This window comes from Novosphingobium sp. GW821-FHT09E05, assembly GCF_059416165.1.
Genome location: NZ_JBWKOQ010000001.1, coordinates 948,668 through 974,839, shown reverse-complemented (window position 1 = coordinate 974,839; position 26,172 = coordinate 948,668). Strand labels below are relative to the sequence as shown.

At 67.0% G+C, this 26,172-nt stretch carries 27 protein-coding genes; 10 read left to right on the top strand and 17 right to left on the bottom strand.

The annotated features are described in order from the left end of the window. Positions 1-5: 5 nt before the first annotated feature. The 3 genes from smpB to dapA form a co-directional block, all read right to left on the bottom strand. Positions 6-488, bottom strand: coding sequence for an SsrA-binding protein SmpB (gene smpB, locus AC07M9_RS04505; RefSeq protein ID WP_007678650.1), 483 nt, complete (start codon positions 486-488; stop codon positions 6-8). Between the two features lie 88 nt (positions 489-576). Next, a complete protein-coding gene (locus AC07M9_RS04500; protein WP_494881663.1) occupies positions 577-1,014 on the bottom strand; it encodes a hypothetical protein in 438 nt (145 codons plus the stop codon). An 80-nt stretch (positions 1,015-1,094) separates the two neighbouring features. Then, positions 1,095-1,976 (bottom strand): 4-hydroxy-tetrahydrodipicolinate synthase, encoded by an 882-nt coding sequence (dapA, locus tag AC07M9_RS04495; protein WP_494881661.1) that lies wholly within the window; start codon positions 1,974-1,976, stop codon positions 1,095-1,097. A gap of 99 nt (positions 1,977-2,075) precedes the next feature. Between dapA and AC07M9_RS04490 the strand changes: the two genes are divergently transcribed. After that, positions 2,076-4,055, top strand: a complete 1,980-nt coding sequence (locus AC07M9_RS04490; RefSeq protein WP_494881660.1) for a lytic transglycosylase domain-containing protein — start codon at positions 2,076-2,078, stop codon at positions 4,053-4,055. 28 nt (positions 4,056-4,083) lie between these two features. Here the strand turns inward: AC07M9_RS04490 and AC07M9_RS04485 are convergent, their stop codons facing one another. Both AC07M9_RS04485 and AC07M9_RS04480 read right to left on the bottom strand, forming a co-directional pair. Then, the gene (locus AC07M9_RS04485) at positions 4,084-4,536 is read right to left on the bottom strand and encodes a tRNA (cytidine(34)-2'-O)-methyltransferase (RefSeq protein ID WP_494881659.1); all 453 of its coding nucleotides are present in this window, start codon (positions 4,534-4,536) and stop codon (positions 4,084-4,086) included. Between the two features lie 68 nt (positions 4,537-4,604). Next, the gene (locus AC07M9_RS04480) at positions 4,605-5,981 is read right to left on the bottom strand and encodes a glycoside hydrolase family 27 protein (protein WP_494881657.1); all 1,377 of its coding nucleotides are present in this window, start codon (positions 5,979-5,981) and stop codon (positions 4,605-4,607) included. Positions 5,982-6,107: 126 nt separating this feature from the next. Here AC07M9_RS04480 and greB point away from each other — a divergent pair, with 126 nt between their 5' ends. From greB to AC07M9_RS04465, 3 genes are all read left to right on the top strand, one after another. After that, positions 6,108-6,587 carry a transcription elongation factor GreB gene (greB, locus tag AC07M9_RS04475; RefSeq protein WP_494881655.1) on the top strand — a complete coding sequence of 160 codons (480 nt, stop codon included), beginning with the start codon at positions 6,108-6,110 and terminating at the stop codon, positions 6,585-6,587. Positions 6,588-6,820: 233 nt separating this feature from the next. Continuing rightward, positions 6,821-7,813, top strand: a complete 993-nt coding sequence (locus tag AC07M9_RS04470; RefSeq protein ID WP_494881654.1) for a sterol desaturase family protein — start codon at positions 6,821-6,823, stop codon at positions 7,811-7,813. A gap of 122 nt (positions 7,814-7,935) precedes the next feature. Beyond that, positions 7,936-8,616 carry a hypothetical protein gene (locus AC07M9_RS04465; protein WP_494881652.1) on the top strand — a complete coding sequence of 227 codons (681 nt, stop codon included), beginning with the start codon at positions 7,936-7,938 and terminating at the stop codon, positions 8,614-8,616. 27 nt (positions 8,617-8,643) lie between these two features. Here AC07M9_RS04465 and sthA read toward each other — a convergent pair whose 3' ends face one another. Beyond that, the gene (gene sthA, locus AC07M9_RS04460) at positions 8,644-10,038 is read right to left on the bottom strand and encodes a Si-specific NAD(P)(+) transhydrogenase (protein ID WP_494881650.1); all 1,395 of its coding nucleotides are present in this window, start codon (positions 10,036-10,038) and stop codon (positions 8,644-8,646) included. A gap of 252 nt (positions 10,039-10,290) precedes the next feature. On the opposite strand from sthA, the gene AC07M9_RS04455 reads away from it, so the two are divergent. The 4 genes from AC07M9_RS04455 to AC07M9_RS04440 all read left to right on the top strand — a co-directional run bounded on the left by AC07M9_RS04455 (position 10,291) and on the right by AC07M9_RS04440 (position 13,769). Then, complete coding sequence (locus tag AC07M9_RS04455; RefSeq protein ID WP_494881648.1) at positions 10,291-11,271, top strand: TauD/TfdA dioxygenase family protein; 981 nt, start codon at positions 10,291-10,293, stop codon at positions 11,269-11,271. Between the two features lie 430 nt (positions 11,272-11,701). Beyond that, entirely contained in the window at positions 11,702-12,586 is an 885-nt protein-coding gene (locus AC07M9_RS04450) for an OmpA family protein (protein ID WP_494881647.1), read from the top strand. An 89-nt stretch (positions 12,587-12,675) separates the two neighbouring features. Next, positions 12,676-13,221 (top strand): TPM domain-containing protein, encoded by a 546-nt coding sequence (locus AC07M9_RS04445; protein WP_494881646.1) that lies wholly within the window; start codon positions 12,676-12,678, stop codon positions 13,219-13,221. 38 nt (positions 13,222-13,259) lie between these two features. Continuing rightward, positions 13,260-13,769, top strand: coding sequence for a hypothetical protein (locus AC07M9_RS04440; protein WP_494881645.1), 510 nt, complete (start codon positions 13,260-13,262; stop codon positions 13,767-13,769). 115 nt (positions 13,770-13,884) lie between these two features. Here the strand turns inward: AC07M9_RS04440 and AC07M9_RS04435 are convergent, their stop codons facing one another. Continuing rightward, the gene (locus AC07M9_RS04435) at positions 13,885-14,553 is read right to left on the bottom strand and encodes an outer membrane protein (protein WP_494881644.1); all 669 of its coding nucleotides are present in this window, start codon (positions 14,551-14,553) and stop codon (positions 13,885-13,887) included. 284 nt (positions 14,554-14,837) lie between these two features. On the opposite strand from AC07M9_RS04435, the gene rlmN reads away from it, so the two are divergent. Next, positions 14,838-16,163 (top strand): 23S rRNA (adenine(2503)-C(2))-methyltransferase RlmN, encoded by a 1,326-nt coding sequence (rlmN, locus tag AC07M9_RS04430; RefSeq protein WP_494881643.1) that lies wholly within the window; start codon positions 14,838-14,840, stop codon positions 16,161-16,163. Between the two features lie 168 nt (positions 16,164-16,331). On the opposite strand, the gene AC07M9_RS04425 is transcribed toward rlmN, so the two are convergent. The 4 genes from AC07M9_RS04425 to AC07M9_RS04410 form a co-directional block, all read right to left on the bottom strand. After that, positions 16,332-17,591 (bottom strand): DUF1214 domain-containing protein, encoded by a 1,260-nt coding sequence (locus AC07M9_RS04425; RefSeq protein WP_494881642.1) that lies wholly within the window; start codon positions 17,589-17,591, stop codon positions 16,332-16,334. 68 nt (positions 17,592-17,659) lie between these two features. After that, on the bottom strand, positions 17,660-18,463 hold the full coding sequence (locus tag AC07M9_RS04420) for a LysR family transcriptional regulator (protein WP_494881641.1): 804 nt from the start codon (positions 18,461-18,463) through the stop codon (positions 17,660-17,662). A gap of 49 nt (positions 18,464-18,512) precedes the next feature. After that, complete coding sequence (apaG, locus tag AC07M9_RS04415) at positions 18,513-18,911, bottom strand: Co2+/Mg2+ efflux facilitator ApaG/CorD (protein WP_494881639.1); 399 nt, start codon at positions 18,909-18,911, stop codon at positions 18,513-18,515. Positions 18,912-19,000: 89 nt separating this feature from the next. Further along, on the bottom strand, positions 19,001-20,209 hold the full coding sequence (locus tag AC07M9_RS04410) for a trans-sulfuration enzyme family protein (protein ID WP_494881637.1): 1,209 nt from the start codon (positions 20,207-20,209) through the stop codon (positions 19,001-19,003). Positions 20,210-20,374: 165 nt separating this feature from the next. Here AC07M9_RS04410 and AC07M9_RS04405 point away from each other — a divergent pair, with 165 nt between their 5' ends. Further along, entirely contained in the window at positions 20,375-21,658 is a 1,284-nt protein-coding gene (locus AC07M9_RS04405; protein WP_494881635.1) for a phospholipid carrier-dependent glycosyltransferase, read from the top strand. A gap of 36 nt (positions 21,659-21,694) precedes the next feature. Here AC07M9_RS04405 and AC07M9_RS04400 read toward each other — a convergent pair whose 3' ends face one another. From AC07M9_RS04400 to AC07M9_RS04375, 6 genes are all read right to left on the bottom strand, one after another. After that, entirely contained in the window at positions 21,695-22,180 is a 486-nt protein-coding gene (locus tag AC07M9_RS04400; RefSeq protein ID WP_494881633.1) for a hypothetical protein, read from the bottom strand. Positions 22,181-22,347: 167 nt separating this feature from the next. After that, entirely contained in the window at positions 22,348-23,544 is a 1,197-nt protein-coding gene (locus AC07M9_RS04395; protein ID WP_494881631.1) for a glycosyltransferase, read from the bottom strand. A 45-nt stretch (positions 23,545-23,589) separates the two neighbouring features. Further along, complete coding sequence (gene leuB / locus AC07M9_RS04390; RefSeq protein ID WP_494881629.1) at positions 23,590-24,633, bottom strand: 3-isopropylmalate dehydrogenase; 1,044 nt, start codon at positions 24,631-24,633, stop codon at positions 23,590-23,592. Between the two features lie 19 nt (positions 24,634-24,652). Then, positions 24,653-25,258, bottom strand: coding sequence for a DNA repair protein RecO (gene recO / locus AC07M9_RS04385; protein WP_494881627.1), 606 nt, complete (start codon positions 25,256-25,258; stop codon positions 24,653-24,655). 19 nt (positions 25,259-25,277) lie between these two features. After that, positions 25,278-25,532: an accessory factor UbiK family protein gene (locus AC07M9_RS04380; RefSeq protein ID WP_494881625.1), complete on the bottom strand. Its 255-nt coding sequence runs from the start codon at positions 25,530-25,532 to the stop codon at positions 25,278-25,280. A gap of 41 nt (positions 25,533-25,573) precedes the next feature. After that, on the bottom strand, positions 25,574-26,128 hold the full coding sequence (locus tag AC07M9_RS04375) for a TspO/MBR family protein (RefSeq protein WP_494881623.1): 555 nt from the start codon (positions 26,126-26,128) through the stop codon (positions 25,574-25,576). Positions 26,129-26,172 lie beyond the last annotated feature (44 nt).

Below are 26,172 nucleotides of genomic sequence, written 5' to 3'. Positions count from 1 at the left end.
CCCGCTCAACCGTGGTCGCGCATGATGCGGGCCTGGTCGCGCTTCCATTCGCGGTCCTTGATGGTGGTGCGCTTGTCGGCCGCGTTCTTGCCCTTGGCGAGCGCCAATTCGACCTTGGCGCGGCCGCGGCTGTTGAAGTAGATCGAGAGCGGTACCAGCGTCATGCCCTTGCGCTCCACCGCGCCCTGCAGGCGGGAAATCTCGCGCTCGTGGAGCAGCAGCTTGCGCGGGCGCTTGGGGACGTGGTTGAAGCGGTTGCCGTGGCTGAACTCGGGTACGTTGGCATTGACCAGCCAGCATTCCCCGCCGCGGATCTCGGCGAAGGACTCGACGATCGAACCCTCGCCGAAACGGAGCGATTTTACCTCGGTGCCGGTCAGCGCGATGCCTGCCTCGAACTTGTCCTCGATGAAGTAGTCGAAGCGAGCCTTGCGGTTTTCCGCGACGGTCTTGGCTTTGTCGAAAAGGGAGTTCTGGGGGCGTGCCATGTTCCCGCATGTAGGCATGTGCGCGGCAAAAGAAAACGCCCCATCACCCCGCTTTCGGACGGGAAATCGCCCAAGCGGGCCGGATGGATCAATCGTGCTGCAAATAGATGTCCAGGTGGACGAGTTTGCCCGCCCCGTCGAACCGATAGACGGTGCAGGAATTGACCACCGTCTCCGCATGGCCCCGCGGGCAGTTGTGTTCGGTGAGTTCGAGGAACACCCTGTCGCCGACCTCGCTGATGCGACGGAATTCGGCCCAGAAGTCGGTGGTGGTCGCCCACTGCATCAACAGGCCCCGATAGACTTCCCAACCCATCGCCGCCTTGTCGTTGCCAACGCGCTGGAACGCATCGGTGTCGAGCAGCGCGGCCAGGTCATCCCAGCCGCTTTCGTCGAAGCCGGGCTCCTTGGCGCGCTCGACGGTGCGCTTGATGCAGTCGGTATAGGCCAGGACCTTGAGCGCATGTTCGCCGGTCACGGCCTCACGCGTCGTCCAGGTCGCCGCGCCGGTTGCGATTGTAGCCATCGTCTTCCTCTCCTCTTTTTTCGAGGAGAGTGTCTGCGGCCCGGCAGCGCCCTGCAAGTTCCCGTGCGGGAAGTGACGCCTTACAGAAGGCCCGCGTGGACCAGCGCTTCGTCCACCGCCGTCCGGGCCTTCTCGCCGCAGGGGACGAGCGGCAGGCGCAGTTCGTTCTCGATCCAGTCGTGCACCTGCGCCAGCGCGTACTTGCACGGGCCCGGCGAGCTGTCCTCGAACATGGCGTAGTGCAGCGGGTAGAGCATGTCGTTGATGCGGCGTGCTTCCTCCAGATCATTGGCGGCGCAGGCGGCCTGGAACTCGGCGCAGAGCTTCGGGGCGACGTTGGCGGTCACCGAGATGCAGCCCACGCCGCCGGCCGCGTTGAAGGGCAGCGCCAGTTCGTCGTCGCCGCAGAGCTGCACAAAGTCCTTGCCGATGCCCATGCGGTGGTCGGTCACGCGCGACAGGTCGCCGCTGGCGTCCTTGATGCCGACGAAGCGACCCGGGTAGCGGCGCGCCAGTTCGCACACGGTCTCGGGCAGCAGGTCGGTCACGGTGCGGCCCGGCACGTTGTAGAGGACGATCGGCAGGTCGATCGCCTCGGCGAGGTAGCCGAAGTGCGCGAGCAGCCCGTCCTGGCTGGGACGGTTGTAGTAAGGCGCCACGAGAAGCGCGGCGGCGGCGCCGGACTTCTTCGAGAAGGTCATGTGCAGCAGCGCGTTCATCGTGTCGTTGCTGCCGCAGCCGGCGATGACCGGCACGCGGCCGGCAGCCTGCTCGATGCAGACTTCGATCACGCGGTGGTGCTCGGCGTTGGAGAGCGTCGAGTTCTCGCCCGTTGTCCCGCAGGGCACCAGCGCCGACGAACCCGACTCGATCTGCCAGTCCACCAGACGGCGGAAAGCCTGCTCATCGAACGCTCCGTCGCGAAACGGTGTGACAAGCGCGGGAATGGAGCCGGAGAACATGGACTTTACCTCTGGTGGTGTTCAATGATCGCCCGGCCGGGGAACCGCCCCCGTACCCGAACGTCACGTTCAGCGCCTGATAAGGAGCCTCTTTCCAAAATGTCCAGCATGTTGCGCACCCCCCACCTGCTGCTGAGCATTTCCCCAGCCATTTTCGCGGCCGTGTTCGCCGTTCCCGCCCTGGCCCAGGATGGCCGGGAATGGGACGCGGCGCGCGCCCAGTCGATGCAGTCGCACGACATGGCGGTCCATCAGTCGATCGACCGCTGGAAGCTGCTGGTCGCCAGCGACCGCATGGGCTTCGCGTCCTACGCCGGCTTCCTGCTGAGCTATCCCGGCTATCCGCAGCAGGACAAGATACGCGGCTATGCGGAAAAAGCGCTGCTCACCGAATCGCCCGCCACCGGCTCGGTCATCGCCTATTTCGACCGCTACGCGCCGCTCACCAGCAAGGCCGCGGGCCGCTACGCCGTGGCGCTGTCGACGATGCGCCGCGCCGATGCCTCCGCCAATGCCGTCGCCGCCTGGCGCAAGGGCAGCCTGATCCCGGTCGACGAAAGCGCGCTGCTTTCGCTCTACGCCAGCCGACTGACCAGTGCCGACCACGACGCGCGGATGGACGCTTTGCTGTGGCAGGGCGAAACCGCGCAGGCCGAGCGGCAGGTCTCCTTCGTCTCCGCCGCGCGCCGGGCCGAGTTCATGGAGCGCCTCTCGCTGCTGCAGGGCGCCGCGCCCGGCACCATGGGCGTCACCCTGCCCGCACAGATCTCGTCCGACCCAGGCTACGTCTACAATCGCGCGGTGCAGGCGCGCCGTTCGGGCAACCAGATGGGCGCGGTGGCGCTCCTCGCCAACCGCCCGCCGCTCTCTCGCCCTGTGCCCGAGCCCGAGCTGTGGGTTAAGGAACTGCTCACCGCCGCACGCGCCGCCGACGCCAGCAACGCGGTGCGCATCGCCGGCTCGATCGACGACGCCTTCACGCCCGGCACCGATGTCAGCCGCCTCTCGTACCGCGTGCGAGACGACTACACGACGCTCGTCTGGCTCGGCGGGACCAAGGCGCTGTGGTCGCTGGGCGACGCGCGCCGCGCGGCGCCGCTGTTCTACCGCTACGGCGCCGCCGCGCAGACGCCGGGAACCCGCTCCAAGGGCTTCTACTGGGCCGGACGCGCGCTCGCCATCGGCGGCGACATGGCCGGGGCCAACCGCTATTTCGAGATGGCGGCGAAGTACCCGCAGTATTTCTACGGCCAGCTCTCGCTCGAGCGACTGGGACGGCCGATCCCCAACCTCGACACCCGGCCGACAACCGTGCCCACCGCCGCGCAGCGCAGTTCGTTCAACGGGCTGCCGATCACACAGGCCGTGCGCGACGTCGCCCGCGATGCCGACTGGCGCACCGGCATCCAGTTCTACCGCGAGATCGCCGACCAGGCCGCGACCTCGGAAGACCATGTCCTCGTCGCCGACCTCTCGCAGCAGATCGGCCGCCGCGACCTCGCGGTGATCCTCGGCCAGGCCGCCCATGCCGACGGGTTCGAGGATTTCGGCCAGATCTCCTTCCCGCTGGTGCCGACCCCGCCGGGCACCAATTGGACCATGGTGCACGCGCTCGCCCGGCAGGAGAGCCAGTTCGCGCAGAACGCGCTCAGCCACGCCGGGGCCAGCGGCCTCATGCAGCTGATGCCCGGCACCGCGCGCGAGCAGGCGGGCAAGATGGGCCTGCCCTACAACCAGTCGGCGCTGGTCACCGACCCCGCCTACAACATCCAGCTGGGCGACGGCTATTTCGGCCGGATGATGACCTACTATGGCGGCGCTACCCCGCTCGCGGTCGCCGCCTACAACGCCGGGCCCGGCAACGTGAACAAGTGGCTGCGCGCCAACGGCGACCCGCGCACCGGCGCGATCGACTGGATCGACTGGATGGAGCAGATCCCCATCTATGAGACCAAGAACTACGTCCAGCGGGTGCTGGAGAACGCCGTCGTCTACGAGACGATGTACCCGGCGCGGTCGGACTACAACGGCGCCAACAAGCTGACCCGCCTCATGCCCGGCAAGCGCCAGCCGGGCTGACCGGCGCGCCTCGGCCCGGCGCCCTTGCTCAAGCGGGCAACGTCGCCGTCTGGCGCAGGGCTTCGCCGAGCGCAAGCGCGGCCGAGGTGGCGAGGTTCATCGAGCGCACCGGCGCGCGCATGGGGATGCACACCTGCGCGTCACAGGCATCGGCGATGGCCGCGGTCACGCCCGCGCTTTCCTTGCCGAACAGCAGCACGTCGTCGGCCCTGTACGCGAAATCGTAGGACGAGTGGCGGCTCTTGGTGGTGAGCAGCACCAGCCTGCTCGAACCGATCGTCGCCCTGAACGCATCGAAGTCGGCATGGCGGGCGACCGTGACGTGGTCGATGTAGTCCATCGCGGTGCGGCGGACGCGGCGGTCGTCCCACGCGAAGCCCAGCGGCTCGATGAGGTCCACCGCCGCCCCGAGGCAGGCGCCGAGGCGCAGGACGGCGCCGACGTTTCCGGCGATTTCCGGTTCGAAAAGAGCAATGCGCATCGTGCGTGCTTGGCGCCGGAGCGCCGACCATGCAACCCCCGCACGGGGGTTCCGGCGCCGGAAAAGCCTTATCCGAGCCGCAGCAGGACGCTCGCATGGGACGCGAGGCGGGTGCTCACCCGGTCCGCGACGGGCCCGAGGTCGCGGCGCTGCCACAGGTCGCGCACGGGTGCCCGGCCGTCCACGCCGATGGTGCGCAACGGCAGCGTGACTTCAAGCGCTTCCTTGCCAAGGTTGAACACCGCGAGGTAGCGCGCCTTGCCATCCTCGCTCGCCGCCGACCAGACGCGCAGGCCATCCTCGACGAAGTGCGGGCGGTTGCCGCTGCTCGACTGGTTGACCGCCAGCACCTCGGGGTTGGTCAGCAGCGCCAGCGTCGCGGGGTCGAGGTGGCGCAGGTCCCCGCCCATGATGAGCGGCGAGCGGGCGATCGACCACAGCGTCATCAGCGTCTGCTGCTCGTCGGGCGTGAAGCGGGAATTGCGCTCCCCCAGCGCCAGCCGGCCGAGCGGCAGCATGTCCGCGTCGGGCCACGAGCCCGGTCCCCGGAACGGCGTCCAGTTCTCCAGACGGGTGAACTGCGCTTCCAATTGCGCCCATTCGTCCCAGAAATCATCGGAAATCCGCCACATCTGCGCATGCCGGCGGACATGCTCGCCGCGCAGCACCGGCGTCTCGCCGGGCGAAAGGCTGAGCACCATCGGCCGCCCGCAGCGCGCGATGGCTGTTGCCGCCGCCTCGATCTCGGGCGCGTGGGCGTCGTAAGGGCGGCTCATGTCGTCCATCTTCACGAAGTCGACGCCCCACGACGCGTAGAGTTTGAACAGCCCGTCGTAGTATTCCTGCGCGCCCGGCTTCGTCATATCGACGCCGTACATGTCGGGGTTCCACGAGCAGATCGAGGTGGTGTCGGCGATATCCTGCGCGCGCACCTTGGTGCCCAGGACCGGCAGGTTCAGCTTCACCGCATGGCGCGAGATGCCGCGCATGACGTGGATGCCGAACTTCATGCCCATCGCGTGAACCTTCGCAGCGAGCGGCGCGAAGCCCTTGCCCCCCTTCGCCGAGGGGAAACGGTTGGGCGCGGGCACCAGCCGGCCGTGCGCATCCAGGGCCGGAACCGGGTTGGAGTTGTAGGTGTAGCTGCTCGCCTCGGGCTCGTACCACTGGATGTCGACGGTGAAGACGTCGTAGCCTGAGGGCAGAAGCTTATCGCGCATGATCGCGGCGGTTTCGAGCGCCTGCGCCTCGGTGATGGTGCCGGCGAAGCTGTTCCAGCTGTTCCACCCCATCGGCGGGCGCGGGGCGAGCGCGGAAACCGGCGGCAAAGGCGAACCCGAAGGCGTGGACACGGGCAGCGGCGCGTCCGCGACCGCCCTTTGCGCGAGCCCCGCGAGCGAGGTCGCGGCTGCGGTGAAAATGGCGGTGCGACGCGAGAAATCCATGGTGGTGCTGTCCTCTGCCCGTTGGTTGTTGCATCTTATTTGTCGGACTAATTGCGGCAATGCAACCGGGGAGATCGCACGCGCGGGAGCTTGGCCGCGCGGGCCGGGGTTCCTAAGGTCACCGCGATGAAATTAGACGGTCCCCCGATCAGCCCCGCCGGCATGGCGTCCCTGCGCGCCCGCTACGACCACCTCCTTGGCACCGAGCGGCCGGCGATCGTCGAGATCGTCTCGTGGGCGGCAGGCAACGGCGACCGCTCGGAGAACGGTGACTATCTCTACGGACGCAAGCGCATGCGCGAGATCGACCGCGAGCTGTCCTACCTTGCCCGGCGCATGAAGGCGCTGCGCGTGGTCGACCCCGCCGCGCAGGCCGAGCGCGGCAAGGTATTCTTCGGCGCCACCGTCGACCTCGCCGACGAAGATGACGAGCGCCTGACCGTGACCGTGGTGGGCGATGACGAGCAGGATGTCTCCGAGGGCCGCATCGGCTGGAGCGCCCCCATCGCCCGCGCCCTGCGCGGCGCCGCCGTGGGCGACCTGCGCGTGGTGCGCCTGCCCTCGGGCGAGAAGGAATGGGAGATCGTGCGGATCACGTATCCGTAGCCGTGCGCCGAGCGTCGGGGGTCAGGCCGGCCGGCTTCGAAGGGAATCATCCACGCTAGAACCGCATGAAATTTCTGGCAGAAAAGTCCTGTAAAACAAGGATAATCGTCGCGATCCAGACCCACCACGCGACCACCTACGTCAAACGACGTACCGCAATAATCGCTCGTCTGAAGTACCAACGCGCGGGTGTCGCTGGCATCGGCTAAGAAACTTCATCGAGAGAACTCCCAATGAACGGAACGGTTGCGGTCGAAAAGCCCTCGTACATGGTGAGCGCCCCAATAACCCTCGGCCTGGACAATCTGGGCCGAGTGCAGGGCGGGCCGGTCAAGCAAGCCTTCTTCACCCATTTCCAGCCCGCGTTCCTGCTTGCGGTGGTGGCCTTCTACTATTACGCGCCAGCGGCGTGGATCAAGCCGTCGGTCACCTTGTGGATCGGCCTTGGCGTCAAGTTCATGATGCTGGGGATGGAGTGGATCAGCCCCCGCTACAAGAGCTGGCAGCATACCTGGAAGGAGCTCGCCTGCGACACCTTCTACGTCGCCATGGGCATGATGGTGGTCAGGGTTCTTTTCGGCCCGATCAGCAGCGAGGCGATCATCACCTGGTTCCAGGACACCTTTGACATGGCCAAGTTCGCCTGGTTCATCGGATTGCCGCTGCTGCTTCAGGCGTTCCTGATCTCGTTCATCGGCGACTACTTCCAGTACTGGATGCACCGCGGCATGCACAACTGGTATCCCCTGTGGGTCACCCATGCGCCGCACCACTTCCTCACCCAGTTGAATGTGCAGAAGGGCAGCGTCGGCAATCCGGTCGAGATCTTCCTTATCGGCCTCGGCGTCGGCGGCCTGTTCGACTTCCTGCCCCGCGCCGCCCTGCTGGCGGGCGCCTTCGGCCTGGCGGTGGGCAGCTATCAGCACTGCAACATCCGCTTCAACACGCCCAAGTGGTGGTTCAAGATCTTCAACACCACCGAGCACCACAGCCTGCATCACGCACAGGACTACGAAAGCACCCGCAGCAATTATTCCGGCACCTGGATCTTCATCGACCGCATGCACGGCACCTGCCGGGACGGCGAGGCAGAGCTGCTCGGTCAGGAAGGCGGACGCCGCATGTCGATCGTGGAAACCATGCACTACACCTTCTCCGAGCCTTACAAGCTGCTCAAGGAAAAGTTCGCCCGCCGCCAGCCGATGACCGCGATACCGGCAGAGTGATCAAGGCGGCTCCGCGCGCCTGAGCGCGGGGCTGCTCTATCCCAGCCCAGGGGCCCGCGCCGTCACGGCGGGGCCAGCCAGGATCGCATTCTAAAAACCGGTACCCATCAGAGGAAAACCTCGTGAAGCTACGTTTCGTCGATTGGATCTGGCGGGTGAAGGGGACCCTCCCGATCGACCCGCCTCAGTCTGCCGCGGAAGCTTTCGGCCGGCTTGACGGCCTGATGCAGGAAAAGAACACTACGTACCGGGTCCAGGGCGATACCTTGAGCTTCAGCAAGAAGGCCCAGCTTCCCCAGGACAAGATGTCGGTCTTCGACCACGGCACTTTTCGGATCGCCGATGGCCTGCTGCGTTACGACATGACGAGCCGCGCCTTGCTCGCCTGCTTCCTGGCCCCGTTGCTTTTCTTTGCCGTCGGCCACATCGGCGTGGCCATGGACCAGTGGCGCAACCCGCCCGAAGTGGTCAAGGCGAAGGAGGAGGCCGCCAAGAAGCGCTCGAAGATCAAGCCCGAAGACGTGCCGATGAGCGCGATCGACCAGTTGCTCGGCGCCCCCAAGCCCGAGAAGAAGAAGGGCGCCGAGGAGATCGGCAAGCGCAACCGCAAACCCTCGATGACCACCGCCTATGTCTTCATGGGCATCTTCTTCGCGTTGTGGGTGCTCGGGCGGATACTCGAACACAGGCTCATCCACATCCGCCTCCGCAAGACGCTCGCGGGCGAGAATCCGGTTCCGGAACCGGACATGGGCCGCGATGGGGTCTCCCCTTTCGCGGGGAGCGTCAACGCCAGGCTCTGAGCTTCTAGAGCCATCCCCGACCCCGCCTCACCGGGCCATGCGGTTCCAGGCGTCGAGCGCGGCGATCTTGTAGGCTTCGGCGAGGGTCGGGTAGTTGAAGGTGTTTTCGATGAAGTAGTCGATCGTGCCCTTCAGGTTGAGCACCGCCTGGCCGATGTGGATCAGCTCGGTCGCGCCCTCGCCGATGATGTGGACGCCAAGCAGGCGGCGGGTCTTGTTCGAGAAGATCATCTTCATCAGCCCCTGCTGCAGCCCCATGATGTGTCCCCGGCTGGTCTCGCGCAGGCGGGCGATGCCGCATTCGTAGTTGATGCCGCGCGTGCGCACTTCCTCCTCGGTCATGCCCACGGTCGAAATTTCGGGCACCGCGTAGATGCCGTAGGGGAAGAACGCGGGCGCCGGAGGAAGCGGCAGGCCGAAGGCGTGGCAGGCAGCGATGCGGCCCTGCTCCATCGAGGTCGAGGCGAGGCTCGGGAAGCCGATCACGTCGCCCGCCGCATAGATGTGCGGCACCGCGGTCTGGTATGTGACCGGATCGACCGAGAGCCGCCCGCGCGGGTCGGTGGCCAGCGCGCAGGCCTCGAGGCCGAGCCCGGCGGTCGCGCCCATGCGCCCGGCGCAGTAGAGCAGCATCTCGGTGCGCACCGTCCGCCCGTCGCCCAGCGTCGTGAGCACGCGCCCGTCGGTGCCCTTCTCCACTTTCGCGGCGGGTGAGCCGAGCCGGAAGGTCACGCCCCGGTCGCGCAACTGGTGGACGAACTCCTCAATGATCTCGCGGTCGACGAAATCGAGGAACGTCGCGCGCGGCTCGATCACGGTGACGGCGACGTCGAGCGCGGAGAAGATCGTCGCGTATTCGATGCCGATGACGCCCGCGCCCACCACCGCCAGCGAACGCGGCAGGCGCGGGATGTTCACGACCTCGTCGGAATCGAGGATGTCGGGATCGGCGAAGTCCACCGCGTCGGGGTGATGCGGCAGCGTGCCCACGGCGATCAGGAAGCGCTCGCCCTCGACCACCAGTTCGCTGCCATCGGGCGAGGTCACGACCACCCGGTTGGCATCGACGAAGCGCGCGAAGCCGGCCATCGTATCCACGCCGTTGCGCAGGAACTGGTGCTCCAGCACGTCGACCTCGTGGTCGAGCGTCTTGGCGAGGCGGATCGACAGGTCCTCGCTGCCGATCTCCTTCTTGACGCGGTAGGAGCGGCCGTAGAACCCCCGCTCGCGCCAGCCTGAGAGGTTCAGCGCGGTCTCGCGCAGGGTCTTGCTGGGGATCGTGCCGGTGTGGACCGAGACGCCGCCGACGCGCGTGCGCCCTTCGATCACGAGGACCGACTTGCCCAGCTTCGCCGCCTGGATCGCCGCGCGGCGGCCCGAGGGTCCGCTACCGATGACGATGAATTCGTAGACTGCCGCCATCGAAGACCTTCTCGCAAAAAGCATTGCACGGCCCGAAGGCCGCCCCTGTCCTCTCCTGCCGTTGCGCGCCGACTCTGCGGCCGGCCACGCTGCAACGCAACAGCGAAGCGGCCCGTTCCAATCTTTGCGCTTGGCGCAGTCCCGCCGCTCGTGGCATTATAGTGAGCGTGCTTAGCAAATAGCGGCAGGTCCATCCGGAGACATACCTGGGTGGCCCGAGAACAAGAAAACAACGAGACGGGGTAACGAGAGATGACGGGCATTGTCGTGACGCCGCTGGGCGAGAACCTGAACTTCGGCGCCCAGGTCGCGGGGCTCGACTGGGACACCCTCGCCGACGAGGCCGTGCGCGCGCAGCTGCGCAAGCTGTTCGTGGAGCGCGGCATGATCGTCTTCCGCGAGATGGAGCCCAGCGCGAAGATGCACGTCGCGGTCAGCAAGGTGTTCGGCCCGCTCAAGGACCATCCCACCAAGACCACCCCGCGCGACGGCGAGACCGGCGACGAGGCGCTCGGCGTCATCGACATGCACTACCGTCCGAGCGACGACGTGGCGAAAGGCGAGGGCCTCGTCGAGCTCGACGGCGCGGTGGTGGCGCGCTTCTCGCCCTGGCACTTCGACCACTGCTACAACGACGAGCTCAACTATGCGGGCGTCTTGCGCGCGCCGATCAACGCGCCCGAGGGCGGGCGCACCGGCTTCATGGACGGCGTCGAGCTGTACCGCCAGTTCCCGCAGGCGCTGCGCGCCCGGCTGGAAGGCGCGAACGTGGTCTACACGCTCGATACCCGCCTCTCGACGATGAAGTACGGCGTCAACTTCACGGCGCTTACCGAACATTCCTCGACGCCCGCCCTGCTGAGGGAAGCCTCGACGTTCCCGCGTGCAATGCATCCCGCCGTGTGGACGCGCGAAACCGGCGAGAAGGTCATGCACTTCGGCCCGTGGATGGCCGTCGGCCTCGAACACCAGGAGGACCAGGCGGGCGACTGCCTGCTCGACGAGACGGCGCACGAGATCAACCGCCTCGGCCAGGGGACCAGCGCCTACTGGCACGAATGGAAGCCCACCGACATGGTGATCTGGGACAACCACCGCATGCTCCATGCGGTCGAAGGCTGCGACGCGAAGTACGAACGCCAGACCCTGCGCACCACTATAAAGGGCGACTACGGCCACGGCTACTTCGAGGACGGCAAGAAGATCGGCGAAGTCCAGCGCGAGATCGCCTGACCGGAGCAGGCGCTCCGTTATCTCGTCCGCACGGTCGGTACCGGATTACTTCGGGAGTTGCCGCAGGCAATTCCCGTTATCCCGCGCAATTTTCCAGCAATGGCACCTTGCGGGGCTACACTTTTTAAATTCCGCCGAGGTAACCCGCCGCTACTCGAACGAAGTGCACAGGGCTTGATCTGCCTCGGTTCGCCGCACCTCGGCCTCGCGTTACCCGCGGAACTAACGGTTGGGTATGCGTGTTCATGTGTCCGCAAGGTTAGTCTGAACACGCAGGACATCCATAGCGTTCAGGTGCGGCAACAGCCGCATGTCTTGCGAAGCTACTGGAGGGGGTTCTGGCAGCCGGATACGCCATCACGGGGGCGGCGGCCAGACGAGAAGCTGCGATTGCGCAGGCCCGACAGGTCGAGTTTGAAGGAGTAGCGCAATGAGTTTCGTTTCCAGGAAAAGCCCAAAGGTCCTCTTGACGCTCGCCATGCTGGCCGGGACGGCCGCAGGCAGCGTGTCGGCGCAGACCCAGGACCCGCCTGAGGCCGATCTCTCGGTCACCGTTTCCGACACGCGGCCTCCCGAACGGTCTGAAATGACCGAAGGGCCGGAGGTGAAGGGCATCATTTCGGCGCGCAGCGGCAGCCGGATGCAGGTCACGGCGGAGGACGGGTCCAAGACGGTCATCGCCATCGACGACGCCACCAAGATCACTGCCGTGAAAGGCCTGTTCGGCCTCAACAGCAACAAGCTCGCGGCCACGTCGCTCATCAACGGCGTGCCCGTGACCGTCAAGACGCTGCAAGGCAGCGGCATGCTTCTGGCGAGCCAGATCAAGCTTCAGGGCAAGGACCTCAGGACCGCATCCATGATCCGCAACGGCACCGAACAGGGCTTTGCCGAACAGAGCGCGGCAACCGAGGCGCTGCGCGGCCGCATGGGCGACATCGACCAGTACAACGTCAAGAGCACGACCAACGTGAACTTCGACACCGGCAAGGCTGTCCTGTCCCCCCAGGCGAAGAGCGACCTTTGCGCGGCGGCAACCGCGGCTGCGGGGATGGACAACGCGCTGTTGCTCGTCGTGGGTTACACCGATTCCACCGGCGGCCCCGAGATCAACCAGAAGCTCAGCGAAAAGCGCGCGGGCGGAGTGGTCAACTATCTCCAGCAGGCCTGCCACTGGAAGCCCTATCGCATGCTGACGCCCACCGGTATGTCGGAAGCCGACCCCTTGGCGGACAACAGCACCGAAGAAGGCAAGGCACAGAACCGCCGCGTCGCGGTCAACGTGCTCGTCAGCAAGGCCGTCGACGGCTTCTAAACGTTCGGGGCGGGTTTCGGCCCGCCCCCACCGCTGGGCAATCGGGAGCGGCAGGGGATTGCCGGTTTCCGCCGCGCCGGACACGCACTATGACGCGGGGCATGTGTAGATCCGCATCGTTCCGGCTGCTGCTTGCCGTCTGCCTCGCGCTGCTCGCGTCGGCCTGCGATGGTACCGAAGTCGCGCCGCCGACGGCTTTCATCGAATCGACCACCCAGCCGGCAGGGGAGGCCCTTCGCCTTCAGCGCCGCGTGAACGATGCCGCCGGCCTGCTGGATGAAGCGGCCGAGCGCAAGCTGGCGGATAGGCTCCGCGGGCTGGAAGACCGTACCGGACACCAGATGGTGATCGTGACCGCCCCCTCGCTCGGCGGGAAGGACATCGCGGAATACACTCTCGATCTTGCGCGGCGCTGGGGCATCGGCCGCAAGGAACAGAACGATGGCGTCGTCGTGCTGGTGGCGCCCGGCGAGCGCAAAGTCCGCATCGAAGTGGGTCGCGGGCTTGAAAAGACGCTCCCCTTAAAGGTCTGCTACACGGTCATTGAGCAGGACATGCTGCCGCGCTTCAAGTCCGGCGATTTTGCCGGTGGGCTGGAGCGCGGCGTCGACAGCCTGATCGCGAAACTCATCTGACCGTTTTGCCGCGCGGCGTTTCGTGCCATGAGCGCGCCGTGAGCCTTTTCCGCCCTCGATCCCTGCTCGTGCTACCGTTGCTTGCCTGCGCGGTGCTGGCCGCTCCCGCGCTCGCCCGAGAGAGCCTCGGGCTCTACGGCGGCTGGGGGGCGTTCCGCGACCCGCTGGTGCCCCGCTGCTACGCCATTGCCATGGCTGAGCCGAGCACGATGCAACGCGACTATCAGCCCTATGCGGCGATCGGCACATGGCCTCGGCGCGCCGTCCGCAATCAGGTCCATCTGCGACTGTCGCGCCAGCTGGCCCCGGGTGCGCCGGTCACCTTGCGCATCGGCGACAAGCGGATAGTGATGACCGCCGGCGGCGGCGACGCCTGGCCGCGCAGCGATGGCGACAACGCCGCGATCGTCGCCGCCATGCGCTCCGCCCCTTCGATGACCGCCAACGCCCGCGACGCCAGGGGACGCCCCTTCGCCAACACCTGGGCACTGCCCGGCGCGGCTTCCGCGATGGACGCCGCCCTGATCGGCTGCGCCCGCCTGCGCTGAGAAACCCGCACCGACAGGATTGATGCTGCCCGCGAAGACCGGATGCCCGACGCAAGAAGGGCGAGGCCTTCCGGCCACGCCCTTCCCCGCGCCATGAACGCCGATCAGATTATCGTCAGAAGCGGACGCCCACGCCCGCCATCACCTGGTGACGGTCGAGGTCGAGGTTGAAGCGATCGCCGTCCGCGAAATCGCCGCGGTAGTCGAGTTCGCCCTTTTCGTAGTTCGAGTAGCGGTATTCCACCTTGGCGAAGACGTTGTTGCTGATCGCCTGCTCGACGCCCGCGCCGATGCGCCAGCCGTCCGCGTCGATGTCGCGGTCGGTGGTCACGGTTCCGCTGGCGTTGCGCACGTCGAACTTCGCGTTGGTGTAGCCGCCCTTGGCGTAGACCATCGTCCTCGGGCTCACGACGTAACCGACGCGCGCACCAACGTAGAGGTCGCGGTTGGTCTTGACGTTGCCGATGCCGAAGCCCTCGAAGTCGCCGTCGTCGAACTTGGTCTTGGCGGTCGACCAGGTCACTTCCGCCTCGGGACCGACCACGAAGTTATTGAAGCGCAGGTCATATCCCGCGCCCACGCCGTAGGCCAGGCCATCGATCGACTGGTCGTTGTCCTCGTTGACGTCATCGTCGATGCTGCTGCCGGCCTTCGACACGTCGTAACCGGCCAGAGCCTCGACGTGGAAGCCGGAGAACGGGTCAACCGGGGCGACATTCTGCGCCATGGCCGGGGCGGAAGCCATCGCGGTGCCAGCGGCGAGCGAGAAAAGGATCTTCTTCATTAAGGTACTCCGATCATTCCATGCGGCGGTTTTTCCGCCGCGCCATCGGGCGGGTTTCGTCCGCCTTGGACTGGTGAAATGCCCTCCCTGCCACCGAAGTTTCCTGAACCTAACACAACGAAAACGTTGATGTTTTTCGGCAACACTACTGCGATGTGACGAGAGATCGGAAGGTCGGGCCGATGGAACGAACTGCCCTTGCCGCCGTTCGCGCAGGCCCATGGCGCCCGCGCGCGAGGCGCACCTTCCGTTTTGGCGCCACATGCATTATACGCCCCCCGATCATGTCACAGACGAACGATATCCCTGCCGGGGCGGACACCGCATCCGCTGCCGCCGGCCTCATGCCGATCCCGGGCCACATCGAGCCCATGCCGGTGCCGCGCCCCGGCATCGTCGATGGCGTGACCCCGCGCGAGGACGGGCGCATCGACCTCCTCGGCCTGCCCAAGAAGCGCATCGCCGAACTGTTCGAAGCCGCCGGGCTCGATGCGAAGGCCGCCAAGCTGCGCGCCAAGCAGGTCTACCACTGGCTCTACCACCGCGGCGTCACCGAGTTCCAGGCGATGACCGACATCGCCAAGACCATGCGCCCGTGGCTCGGCGAACGTTTCGTCGTCGGCCGGCCCGAGATCGTCGAGGCCCAGCACTCCAGCGACGGCACCCGCAAGTGGCTGCTGCGCACCGCCGACGCGCACGACTACGAGATGGTGTTCATCCCCGATGCGGACCGCGGCACGCTCTGCGTGTCCTCGCAAGTCGGCTGCACGCTCAACTGCCGCTTCTGCCACACCGGCACCATGCGCCTGGTGCGCAACCTGACGGTGGGCGAGATCGTCGGCCAGGTCATGCTCGCGCGCGACGCGCTGGGCGAATGGCCCAACGGCGTCAGCGACACGCGCCCCTCCAGCGTACCAGACCTGGACGACGACGAGGACGAAGGCTCCTACTCGTCCAGCGGGCGCCTGCTCACCAACATCGTGATGATGGGCATGGGCGAGCCGCTCTACAATTTCGACAACGTGCGCGACGCGCTCAAGCTGGTGATGGACGGCGAGGGCCTGGCCCTTTCCAAGCGCCGCATCACGCTCTCCACCTCGGGCGTGATCCCGCAGATGGCGCGCTGCGGCGAGGAGATCGGCGTCAACCTCGCGGTCTCACTCCACGCGGTGACCAAGGACGTGCGCGACGAGATCGTGCCGATCAACAAGAAGTACGGGCTAGAAGACCTGCTCCAGGCCTGCGCCGACTACCCCGGCGCCAGCAACGCCCGGCGCATCACTTTCGAATACGTGATGCTCAAGGACAAGAACGACAGCGACGCCGACGCGCGCGAACTGGTCCGCTTGCTGCGCAAGTACGATCTGCCAGCCAAGGTCAACCTGATCCCGTTCAACCCCTGGCCCGGCGCGCCTTACGAGTGCTCGACGCCCGAGCGCATCCGCACCTTCTCGGACATCGTCTTCCAGGGGGGCATCTCGGCCCCGGTCCGCACCCCGCGCGGCCGCGACATCGACGCCGCATGCGGTCAGCTCAAGACCTCCGCCGAGAAGAAGAGCCGCGCCGAGATCGACCGCCTGCTGGCGGAGAAGGAAGCCGCGCTGGGTTGAACCGGGGCGGACCGAGGCGGATCTTTTCGCCCCCATTCCGTCTCTTTTTCACCCATTTCGCCCCCTTTTTTCGTCATTCCCGCGAAGGCGGGAATGACGAAAAGGAACGACGTAAACCGGCGTGAATTGCGAAAACGGCGGTAAATAACTGAGCTTTGCGTCAGCCCCTCACCACAGGGCCCGCTCCTGATAGGCACGGTTGCGTTCGCGCACGATCGCTTCGCGCTGCTCGGGCGTGACCCGCGCCACGTCCTTGGGCAGCGCCTTGGCGAGGTCCCTGAACTTCACCTTGGTCAGCCTGGGGATCGGCTGGCTGTCGCAGCCGGTCCAGCGGCCCTGGATGATGCCGCGCGGATAGCCGGCGGTGTCGAGCCAGTTCTTCACGCCCGGGTCTTTGCCCGCGATGACGATCCGCAGGCGCCCGTCGCTGTCGGGCGCGGCTTGCGCGGCGTTCAGGCTCGAATGGTTGTTGGTCCAGTCGACCGTCTCGTAGAGCGCGTTGGTCAGGATCAGCGAGCGGTAACGGCAGCTGGCGGGCACCTCGGACTCGACGATGAGCGCCTCGTCGTCGGCGATGTCGTAGACGCCGTCATAATAGAACTGCGAGGCCAGCGCGCCTTCGGGCGGGACCATGACCTTGAAGCGGTTGACGTAGCCTTCGTCCGCCAGCTTCTGCACCGTCGCCACGAACATCGGCGCGATGGTGCCGATCGCCCGCGGCAGGCCCTTCAGCTTCGCGGTGAGGTCGGCAGCCGAAGGGCGACGGCGGCCCATCGGCGCGCCGACGCGCTCGATGGTGACCGTGGGCTGCTCCTCGTGGCTCCAGTCGGAGCTGACGACGCGCAGCATCAGGCGGCGGGTCTGGCCTTCGAGCTGCCAGAAGTCGCCCTCGTAGCCTTCCGGCCTGGTCGGCGCGACCAGTACCGAATAACGCCCCTCGCTGTCGGTCTTCAGCGTCGCGAGGTCGAGATGCGGGCGTGAATTGCTGCCGGGCAGGACCTGGGCGATCACCGCCAGCGTCACCGAGCCCTTGCGCCCCGAAATGCGGTAGCTTTGCGTCGGATCGACGGCGGCGACCTTGTAGACGGTGTCGGCATTGGGCTGGCCGACGTTGAGGACCTGGCCGATGGCTGGCAGGAACGCCGGCGCGGCGGGATCGGAGCCGAGCGCCTCGATCGACGAGCTTGCCACCGCCTCCAGTGCGATACGGCCGATTTCGGCACGGATCTGCGGGTCCTCGCGCATGGCCTCGGGGAGCTTCGCCAGCATCGTCCCGGGCAGGTCACGAAGAGAATCGACGAAGGCGTCCCAGCCTTCGACGGGAGAGGCCGTCGAAGGCGCAGGCGTTTCCTGCGCGCGTGCGGCGAGCGGCAGTGAAGCCAGCGCGACCGCCGCCAGGCCGAGCAATTTCAGGGAACCTCTGGCCATCTCGTCGCTCCTATCTCTACTTTTCCGGTAGAGTGGGCGAGCGCGGGATCATCGTCAATCGGCGCGCGCTACGCCCCGGCGGTAAGCGCCGCCACGAGGTCCTTGACCTTCTTCTGCCGCCACTGCGGCAGCGGCGCGACCAGCCAGTAGCCGCGTCGGCAGGGAACGGTCGTGCCCACGAGATCGCCGCGCCCGCCATCGCCAATGCCCGCCGCCAGCAGCGCGGGCACGTGCGCTCGTCCCATCCCGGCGAGCGCGGCGGCGATGGCCTGACCTGCGTCACCGACCGAGATCGGCGGTTTGACTTCGTCGGCCGCGCCTTCCTCATAGTCGGGCGTGGGATCGCCCGGCCAGCCGATCCAGTCGCCGGAGCCGACCTCCACCCATTCGGCGGTGCCCAGCGGCATGCCTTCAAGGTCGCCCGGCCCGTCGGTCCAGCGCACGGCGAGGTCGAGGTTGGCCTCGGTGAAGTCGGTCATCTCGCCATCGACGAGCACGTACTGGACCTGCGGATTCGCTGCCCGGAAGGCTGCGAGGCGCGGCGCGAGCCAGGCGGCGAAGAACTCGCGCGGAGCGGCGATCGTGTAGACGTGGCTCGACTGGCCTGCTTGCATCGCCTGCACCGCGTCCTCGAAGTGGAGGAACCCGGTGCGCAGCGCGGCAAGGCCAGTGCCCGCCTCGTCGGTCAGCTCCAGGCCCTTGCTGGTACGGCGGAACAGCACGACGCCAAGCAGGTCCTCGAGCGCGCGGATCTGCTGGCCGACAGCAGCGGGGGTGACCGCCAGTTCGTCCGCCGCGCGGGTGAACGAGAGGTGGCGGGCCGCCGCGTCGAAGACGCGCAGGGCGTTGAGGGGCAGGTGCGTACGCTTCATGGCGCTTCCCTATGCGCAGCGAGCGCGGGCGGCAAGCGGGCCGGGCAAGTCAGCCTGCGGTCGCGGGCGCGGCGAGCGGGAAGTAGGGGATCAGCGCCGTGAACTCGCGCCCGTCCTGGCGCACGAACGTGTAGTGCCCCTCCATCGAGCCCTGCGGCGTGGTGAGCGGGCAGCCGGAGACGTAGTCGTGGCTGCGCCCGTGCGCGATCACCGGCTGTTCGCCGACGACGCCCTCGCCCTCGATCGTCTCGACCCGGCCGGTGGCGTCGGTGATGCGCCAGTGGCGGGTCATCAGCTGCAGCGTCTGCCCCGTCTCGTTCTCGATCCGTATGTGGTAGACCCAGAACCACTTCCCCGCCTCGATACGCGATTGCTCGGGCAGGAAATTGACGGCGACACGCACGGTGAGGCCGTCGGTGATGGCGGTATGCTGGAACAGTTCCTTCATGACGGGGTCAGCCTAACGAGGAATTTGTGAGGCTACAACCGTGTAACGAAGGCGCCTTTCCTCCCCGGGATAACCCCGGGGAGAAATGGTCAGAGACCCGCCTTGGTCAGCGCCTGGTCGAAGTCCTCGATCAGGTCGTCGGCGTCCTCGAGGCCGATGTTGATACGCAGCATGCCTTCGCCGATGCCCATCGCCTCTCGGGCCTCGGGCCCCATGTTGTGATGCGTGGTCGAGGCCGGGTGGCACATCAGCGAGCGCGAGTCGCCGATGTTGTTCGAGATGTCGATCAGTTGCAGCGCGTCGAGCAGCGCGTGCGCCTGCGCGCGGCCGCCGTCGAGCACGAAGCTGAAGATCGGCCCGCAGGCGTCCATCTGCTTCATCGCCAGCGCTTGGCTCGGATGGCTGTCGAGCCAGGGGTGCAGGATCTTGGGAACCCGCTTCTCGACGAACTGCCCGACCTTCAGCGCGTTCTCGCTCTGCTTCTTGGCGCGCAGGTCGAGCGTCTCGAGCCCCTTCAGCACCACCCAGGCGTTGAACGGCGAGAGGTTCGGGCCGGTGTTGCGCTGGAACGGCAGCAGCTTGTCGTTGATGAACTCTTCCGAACCGCAGACGGCGCCGGCGAGCACACGGCCCTGCCCGTCCATCAGCTTGGTCGCGGAATAGGCGACGACGTCGATGCCGAACTCCATCGGCCGCTGGAGCGCGGGCGAGCAGAAGGCGTTGTCGACCACGGTGGTGATGCCGTGCGCCTTGGCGATTTCCGCGATCCCGGCAAGGTCGGCGATATCCATCGTCGGATTCGCCGGGGTCTCGAAGAAGAACACCTTGGTGTTCGGGCGCACGGCCGCTTCCCACTGCGCCAGATCGCCCGCATCGACGATCGTGACTTCGACGCCGAAGCGCGGCAGCAGGTGGTCGCCCAGCCAGCGGCACGAGCCGAAGGCGGCGCGCGCGGTGACCATGTGGTCGCCCGCCGAAAGCTGGCACAGCAGCGCTGCGGTCATTGCCGCCATGCCCGAGGCCTGGGTGCGGCAGGCCTCCGCCCCTTCGAGCAGCGCGATGCGCTCCTCCAGCATCGCCACGGTAGGGTTCTGCAGGCGCGAGTAGGTCATGCCGTCCTCTTCGCCCGCGAAGCGCGCGGCGACGGTGGCGGCGTCGTCATAGGAATAGCCCGAGGTGAGGAAGAGCACCTCGCTCGTCTCGCCCATCTCCGAGCGCCAGGTGCCGCCGCGAATCGCGCGGGTGGCGGGACGCCATTTGAGGGTCTGGGTGCGGTCCTGTCCGGTGGTGCGTTTCATGGGTCTGCCTGTAAGAGCGCGCGGGGCGGAGCGCAAGCGGATGGCCGCCTGCCCTCCGTTCCCATGCCCCACCACCGTTCGGGCCAGGCGAGAGGCACAGACCCGGCAGGTCGCATGGTCCAGCCCACTTGCCCAAATCCCCGATCACTCTTATCCCGCCCCCGGATGCCATCAGCCGCCCGACAGAATCGCGACCCGCTCAGCTGGTGCCTGCTGCTGACCGCTGCGTTCCAGGCGCTAGTGCTGTGGCGCATCGGCACGCCGACCCGCTACTACTTCGACGAAGTCCACTACGTTCCCGCCGCGCTGAAGCTGCTGGAACTGATCCCCGCCAACCGCGAGCATCCGCTGTTCGGCAAGGAAGTGATCGCCGGCCTGATCCACCTGCTCGGCGACCGGCCGCTGGCCTGGCGCCTCGGCCCGGCGGTGTTCGGAGGGCTCGGCCTTTTCGCGTTCTCGCGCCTCACCTGGCACCTGACGCAGCGCCGCCGCGCGACGCTGCTGGCGACCGCGCTGCTGGCGACCAACTTCATGTGGTTCGTGCAGAGCCGCATCGCCATGCTCGACATGATCGCGGCAGGGCTGTGCATGACCGCGCTGTGGCAGTTCGCCGCGGCCCTGCGCGCGCGCCGGACGGGCGCGGCGCGCCTGCACCTGATAGCCAGCGGAATTGCGCTCGGCCTCTCGCTCGGTGCCAAGTGGAGCGGCGCGCCGGCGCTGATGATGCCGGGCCTCGCGTTCCTGATCCTGCGGCTGCGCGAGACCGGCCCCTTGCGCATCGGCCGGCGCGGCGCCGGGCCGATCAAGGGCGTGACGCTCAGCGAGGCGGCGCTCTGGCTCGGGCTGCTGCCTTTCGCGGTCTATTGGGCGACGTACCTGCCGGCGATGTTCTACCCCCATCACGCGGTTTCGCCGTGGGGCGTGATCGAGCAGCACGAGCTGATGATCCGTCTGCAGGACAGCGTGAAGAAACCGCACCCCTATCGCACCTACTGGTACCAGTGGATCGCCGACTGGCGCGGCATCTGGTATCTGTTCGAGAACGTCGACGGCGCCCAGCGCGGGATCGTCATGATCGGCAACCCGGTCGCCATGATCGCCGGCATCGTCGCGCTCGCCTGGAGCCTGTGGGCGGCCGCATTCCGGCGGCGGTGGGACGCGCTGGCCTTCGTCTTGCTTTACGCTGCGTGCCTGGGCATGTGGATCGTCAACGGCAAGCCAGTGCAGTTCTACTACCACTACCTGCTGCCCGGTGCCTTCCTGATGGCGCTCCTCGGCCTCGCGCTCGACGCGGTGTGGGACCGGCCGGGCCGCTGGCGCTGGCTCGGAAAGGGGACCTTCATGCTCTCGCTGGCGATGTTCGCGCTGTTCTACCCGATCATCTCGGGCTGGCCGCTGCCGTTCAAGAGCGCATACAACTTCTGGATGTGGTTGCCGAGCTGGCGATGACATTACGGGGAAGGTCGGCGCCCTTCCCCGCCGTCGTCACGCCGCGACCCTGCGCTTCCCGCTGGCCTGCGCAAGCATCTGCTGCCAGGCATCGAGCCGCATAGTCTCGAGATATTCGCGCTGCATCTGCTCGGTCAGCACCTCGACCATCCGGTTGCCCTCGATCCACAGTTCGATAACCCCGAAGGCGCCCCCGCGCTTGCGGTACTTGGCGGGCCAGCCCTCGCGCATGGCGATGGCGAAGATTTCGGCCTGGGTACGGTGCGTCGCCATGGCGAAGTGCGTGGCGCTCAGGCCGGCGTCACCCGGCACGCCGAGCGCGTCGGCATCACCCGGGGCCTCGACCAGCTGGGTGCCGCGCGGATAGACTTCGACCATGGTGTTGCGATCGTCGCCCGCATGGGCGAGCCAGCTCCCCTCGGCGACCGGAGGAAACGGCGTGGCGCGGCCGCCGAGCAGTTCGGCCAGCACTTCGGCAACGCGGCGCGGATCGCGCGCATCCATGGAAACATGAAAGATCATCTGGTCCTCCCGCAAATTCGATCGCGGGCCAAAAGACCAGTGGCACTGCCGTTACAAAGGGATTCCGACGAACGACTTGCGCCCGCCGACAAATGACAGAACTTTTACTTGAATGCCGCGCCTCGACGCGCGGAATCACGCTCCGCGAAGAGCGGGAGCCACGATCGTCAGTACTTGCCCCAGACGAACTTGGACGACAGCGCGAAGTTCCACACCGAGCCGAGCACGATGCCGGTCACCACCGCGACGGCGCTGTGGATGCCGACGGTCTTGAGCACGGCGGCCGAACCGACGTTGGTGAGCAGGCCGAGCGAGCAGGTCACCGCGAACTGCGCCCAGCCGCGCAGGACCGGACCAAATCCGCGCAGGCGCTTGTCCGAATAGGTCAGCTCGTTGTTGAGCACGAAGTTAAAGGTCATCGCCACCATCGCCGCCAGAGTGTTGGCGATGTTGAAGGTGGTGCTCTCCGACCAGTTACCCATGACGAAACGCTCGCCGAAGATGCCGTGGAGCAGCACCCAGAGCGCCGCCAGCTGCACCAGCACGCCCAGCGCGCCGACGGTGCCGAACAGCGCGAAGCGCGTCGGGATGATGCGGCCCAGCCACTTGTCGTAAAGACCTACGAGGAATTCGAACACTACGGTCTGGTCCAGCTTGCTCTCGCCTTCCGCGCGGGCGGCGAAGTTCAGGGGGAATTCCTTGACGCGCAGCGGGGTCTCCACCGTCGCCAGGATGTCGAGCAGGATCTTGAAGCCCACGCCCGAAAGGCGGTGCGCGTCGGCGCGCAGGGTCTGGGTGCGCAGCATGAAGAAGCCGCTCATGGGATCGGTGAGTTCGACCCCCGTGACCTTGTTGGCGATCCGGTTGGCAAGGCCCGAGGCCTTGACGCGGTCCGGGCGCCCCCAGGCTTCGGTGCTGGCGCCCTCGGCGAAGCGCGAAGCGTAGGCGATATCGAACTCGCCCGAGGCGACGGCCGTGAGCATGCCTGGCAGCAAAGCAGGATCGTGCTGGTGGTCGGCGTCCATGACGGCGACGATCGGCGCGGAGGTGGAACACATCCCCTCGATCGCCGCGCTGGCGAGGCCGCGCCGGCCGATCCGCTGGATGCAGCGCACGCGCGGGTCGAGCAGCGACAGGCGGCGCGCCTCGTCCGAAGTGCCGTCGGGGCTGTTGTCATCGACGAAGATCACTTCCCACGCGATACCGGCGAGCGCCTTTTCGAGACGCTCGATCATGGTCGCGATGTTCTTGCGCTCGTTGTAGGTCGGCAGGACCACGGCGAGCTCAAGCGGCTTCACGCCGCGCGCGGCGGCGTCGTCAGCGGCGTGTGCGGCCTGGGCGAATTCTGAACTGGTAATGTTCATGCGTCCTGATTGTAGATGCTAAGCGTCAAGAAAGCATTATCGCCTTTATAGACGCGCGACGACCGCGTCACCGATTTCCCTCGTGCCCGCGCTGCCGCCGAGGTCGCCGCCCTTGACGCCGTCCGCCAGTGCCGCCGCGACTGCCGCCTCGATGCGCGCGGCCTCGGCTTCCAGGCCGAACGAATGGCGCAGCAGCATCGCCGCCGAGAGGATCGTCGCCATCGGATTGGCGAGGTTTTTGCCGGCGATGTCGGGGGCGGAGCCGTGGATCGGCTCGTACAGGCCGAAGCTGGTCTCGGCGAGGCTGGCGGAGGCCAGCAGGCCGATCGAGCCCACGCACATGCTCGCCTGGTCGGAGAGGATGTCCCCGAACAGGTTGCCGGTGACGATCACGTCGAAGGCGCCGGGGTTCTTCACCAGCTGCATCGCCGCGTTGTCGACGTACATGTGGGTCAGCTCGACGTCGGGGTATTCGGCGGAAACCTCGATCACCACGTCGCGCCACAGCTGCGAGGTTTCGAGCACGTTGGCCTTGTCGACCGAACACAGCTTCTTCGAACGACCCTGCGCGGCCTTGAAACCGACGTGGGCGATGCGGCGCACTTCGTCCTCGGCATAGGACATCATGTCCCAGCCCTGGCGGCGGCCGTCTTCCAGCGTGCGGGTGCCCTTCTCGCCGAAGTACACGTCGCCGTTGAGTTCTCGCACGATCAGCAGGTCGATCTTGCCCGAGATTTCGGGGCGCAGGGTGGACAGGTCCTCAAGGCCCTTGAACACGGTGGCGGGGCGCAGGTTGGCGAAGAGGCCAAGCTCCTTGCGCAGGCCGAGCACCGCCTGTTCCGGGCGCAGCGCGCGTTCCAGATGGTCGAGCGAGAAGTCGCCCACGGCGCCGAACAGGATCGCATCGGCCGAACGCGCGATCTCCAGCGTTTCGGCGGGAAGCGGGTGTCCATGCTTGCGGTAGGCCGCGCCGCCGACGTCGCCTTCGACGAGTTCGAGGCCGGGAATGGCGAGCGCCTCGAGCACGCGCACGGCCTGCTCGGTGACCTCGGGGCCGATTCCGTCTCCTGCAAAAACCGCGATCCGCATGCGTTTTCCCGCTCTATTCCTAGGTTCCGATCCGCCCCAGCCGCTCGCGCAGCAGGGTGCGCGCCGCCATAACGTCTCTGCGGCGATCGGCAAGCGGGTAGCGCGCCAATTCGCGCCCGACAGCATCGAAAGTGTCCAGAAGCGCGGGCCAGTCGTCCTGCGCCGGGCGCGGCACCCGCACCCCGTAGCCCAGTTCGCGCAGCAGCAGCACTTCGTAGCGCACCAGGCCCAGCGCCCAGCCGCGCGCGGACGGTGCCACGCAGATCGCCTGGAGAGCCCCCTCAAGCGCATCGAACAGCCCGGGAAACTCCTGCCGCTCGGGAAGGACGGTGGCGGTGAGTGCGGTTATCCAGCCGATCGCCGCTGCGGGCAGAGGCTCCGCGAGCCAGGGCGCCCGGCTGCGCACGAGTTCCACGCGGGCGAAGGGCAGCTGGTTCTCGGATTTCCAGCGCAGTTCGGCCTCGACCGAGTTGCCGGGGATCAGCACGGGGCGCAGCTGCCGCCCCCTGCCCCCGGCGACGTAGGCCGCGACGAGGCCGTGCTGCGCCGTCATCAGCCGCGCGATGACGGCGGTCTCGCCGTGCGGCAGGGCGCCGCAGACGATGGCAGGCGCGCGAAAGTGCATCGCCGCGCCTTACGGCAGGTCAGGTGGAAGGATTGAGCTTCGCTTCGAGCGCGTCGAGGCGGGCCTTCAGCGTCTCGACCTCGGCGCGCGAGGTGGCGGCGAGGTCCTTCACCGCGTCGAATTCCTCGCGGCTGACGAAGTCCATGTCGCCCATGAACTCCTTGACGCGCTCCCGCGCACCGTCGCGCGCCTCGCGGCCGACACCGGCCAGCGTACCGGCTGCGCTGTTCATCATCTTCACGAAATCGGCGACGAAGGGGTTTTCGCTTTGCATGGCGCCTAAATGGAGCGCGGCGGCGCCCGGCGCAAGAGGGATCAGATCTCGAACCGCTCCACCGCGCCGGAACGCTGGACGCCGTCCATGCCGGGGTTCTCGCGCAGGATCGCGAAGTTGAGGTAGGTCGCGAAAGCCAGCCACACGAGGTAGGGCAGCAGCAGCGCGCCCGCCACCGGCCGCACCCGCCAGAACAGCACGGTGGTGGCTGCCGCCGCGAGAAGCATCGCGACGATCACGATCAGTGCGACGGACATGAGGTGCAGGCCGAAGAATACCGGTGACCATGCGAGGTTGAGCAGGAACTGCGCCCCGAACACCGCCGCCGCCATGCTGCGGTCGCGCGCGCCGCGGGCCGAGAGGACCAGCGCCAGCGCCACGCCCAACATGACGTAGAGCACTGTCCAGACGATCCCGAAGGTCGCGGGCGGGGGGTAGCCGGCGGGCTTGACCAGTTCGGCGAACCACGGATTTTCCGGCCCGCTCTGGGACAGAGTGCCCGACAGGAAACCAAGCAGCACGACGAGGGGAACGCAAACGAGCAGCCACCGCATGAAACCGGCACGCAACTGGCCCGACGAGGCTAGCAGGTTCATGGGCGCTCTATTCTCCGAATCGACGGCCGGACACCGGCCTTTCG

What these genes read in the sequence shown, in the direction of transcription:
- smpB (WP_007678650.1), bottom strand. Translation starts at nt 488, where the DNA reads ATGGCACGCCCCCAGAACTCCCTTTTCGACAAAGCCAAGACCGTCGCG.
- AC07M9_RS04500 (WP_494881663.1), bottom strand. Translation starts at nt 1,014, where the DNA reads ATGGCTACAATCGCAACCGGCGCGGCGACCTGGACGACGCGTGAGGCC.
- dapA (WP_494881661.1), bottom strand. Translation starts at nt 1,976, where the DNA reads ATGTTCTCCGGCTCCATTCCCGCGCTTGTCACACCGTTTCGCGACGGA.
- AC07M9_RS04490 (WP_494881660.1), top strand. Translation starts at nt 2,076, where the DNA reads ATGTCCAGCATGTTGCGCACCCCCCACCTGCTGCTGAGCATTTCCCCA.
- AC07M9_RS04485 (WP_494881659.1), bottom strand. Translation starts at nt 4,536, where the DNA reads ATGCGCATTGCTCTTTTCGAACCGGAAATCGCCGGAAACGTCGGCGCC.
- AC07M9_RS04480 (WP_494881657.1), bottom strand. Translation starts at nt 5,981, where the DNA reads ATGGATTTCTCGCGTCGCACCGCCATTTTCACCGCAGCCGCGACCTCG.
- greB (WP_494881655.1), top strand. Translation starts at nt 6,108, where the DNA reads ATGAAATTAGACGGTCCCCCGATCAGCCCCGCCGGCATGGCGTCCCTG.
- AC07M9_RS04470 (WP_494881654.1), top strand. Translation starts at nt 6,821, where the DNA reads ATGAACGGAACGGTTGCGGTCGAAAAGCCCTCGTACATGGTGAGCGCC.
- sthA (WP_494881650.1), bottom strand. Translation starts at nt 10,038, where the DNA reads ATGGCGGCAGTCTACGAATTCATCGTCATCGGTAGCGGACCCTCGGGC.
- AC07M9_RS04455 (WP_494881648.1), top strand. Translation starts at nt 10,291, where the DNA reads ATGACGGGCATTGTCGTGACGCCGCTGGGCGAGAACCTGAACTTCGGC.
- AC07M9_RS04450 (WP_494881647.1), top strand. Translation starts at nt 11,702, where the DNA reads ATGAGTTTCGTTTCCAGGAAAAGCCCAAAGGTCCTCTTGACGCTCGCC.
- AC07M9_RS04445 (WP_494881646.1), top strand. Translation starts at nt 12,676, where the DNA reads ATGACGCGGGGCATGTGTAGATCCGCATCGTTCCGGCTGCTGCTTGCC.
- AC07M9_RS04435 (WP_494881644.1), bottom strand. Translation starts at nt 14,553, where the DNA reads ATGAAGAAGATCCTTTTCTCGCTCGCCGCTGGCACCGCGATGGCTTCC.
- rlmN (WP_494881643.1), top strand. Translation starts at nt 14,838, where the DNA reads ATGTCACAGACGAACGATATCCCTGCCGGGGCGGACACCGCATCCGCT.
- AC07M9_RS04425 (WP_494881642.1), bottom strand. Translation starts at nt 17,591, where the DNA reads ATGGCCAGAGGTTCCCTGAAATTGCTCGGCCTGGCGGCGGTCGCGCTG.
- AC07M9_RS04420 (WP_494881641.1), bottom strand. Translation starts at nt 18,463, where the DNA reads ATGAAGCGTACGCACCTGCCCCTCAACGCCCTGCGCGTCTTCGACGCG.
- apaG (WP_494881639.1), bottom strand. Translation starts at nt 18,911, where the DNA reads ATGAAGGAACTGTTCCAGCATACCGCCATCACCGACGGCCTCACCGTG.
- AC07M9_RS04410 (WP_494881637.1), bottom strand. Translation starts at nt 20,209, where the DNA reads ATGAAACGCACCACCGGACAGGACCGCACCCAGACCCTCAAATGGCGT.
- AC07M9_RS04405 (WP_494881635.1), top strand. Translation starts at nt 20,375, where the DNA reads ATGCCATCAGCCGCCCGACAGAATCGCGACCCGCTCAGCTGGTGCCTG.
- AC07M9_RS04400 (WP_494881633.1), bottom strand. Translation starts at nt 22,180, where the DNA reads ATGATCTTTCATGTTTCCATGGATGCGCGCGATCCGCGCCGCGTTGCC.
- AC07M9_RS04395 (WP_494881631.1), bottom strand. Translation starts at nt 23,544, where the DNA reads ATGAACATTACCAGTTCAGAATTCGCCCAGGCCGCACACGCCGCTGAC.
- leuB (WP_494881629.1), bottom strand. Translation starts at nt 24,633, where the DNA reads ATGCGGATCGCGGTTTTTGCAGGAGACGGAATCGGCCCCGAGGTCACC.
- recO (WP_494881627.1), bottom strand. Translation starts at nt 25,258, where the DNA reads ATGCACTTTCGCGCGCCTGCCATCGTCTGCGGCGCCCTGCCGCACGGC.
- AC07M9_RS04380 (WP_494881625.1), bottom strand. Translation starts at nt 25,532, where the DNA reads ATGCAAAGCGAAAACCCCTTCGTCGCCGATTTCGTGAAGATGATGAAC.
- AC07M9_RS04375 (WP_494881623.1), bottom strand. Translation starts at nt 26,128, where the DNA reads ATGAACCTGCTAGCCTCGTCGGGCCAGTTGCGTGCCGGTTTCATGCGG.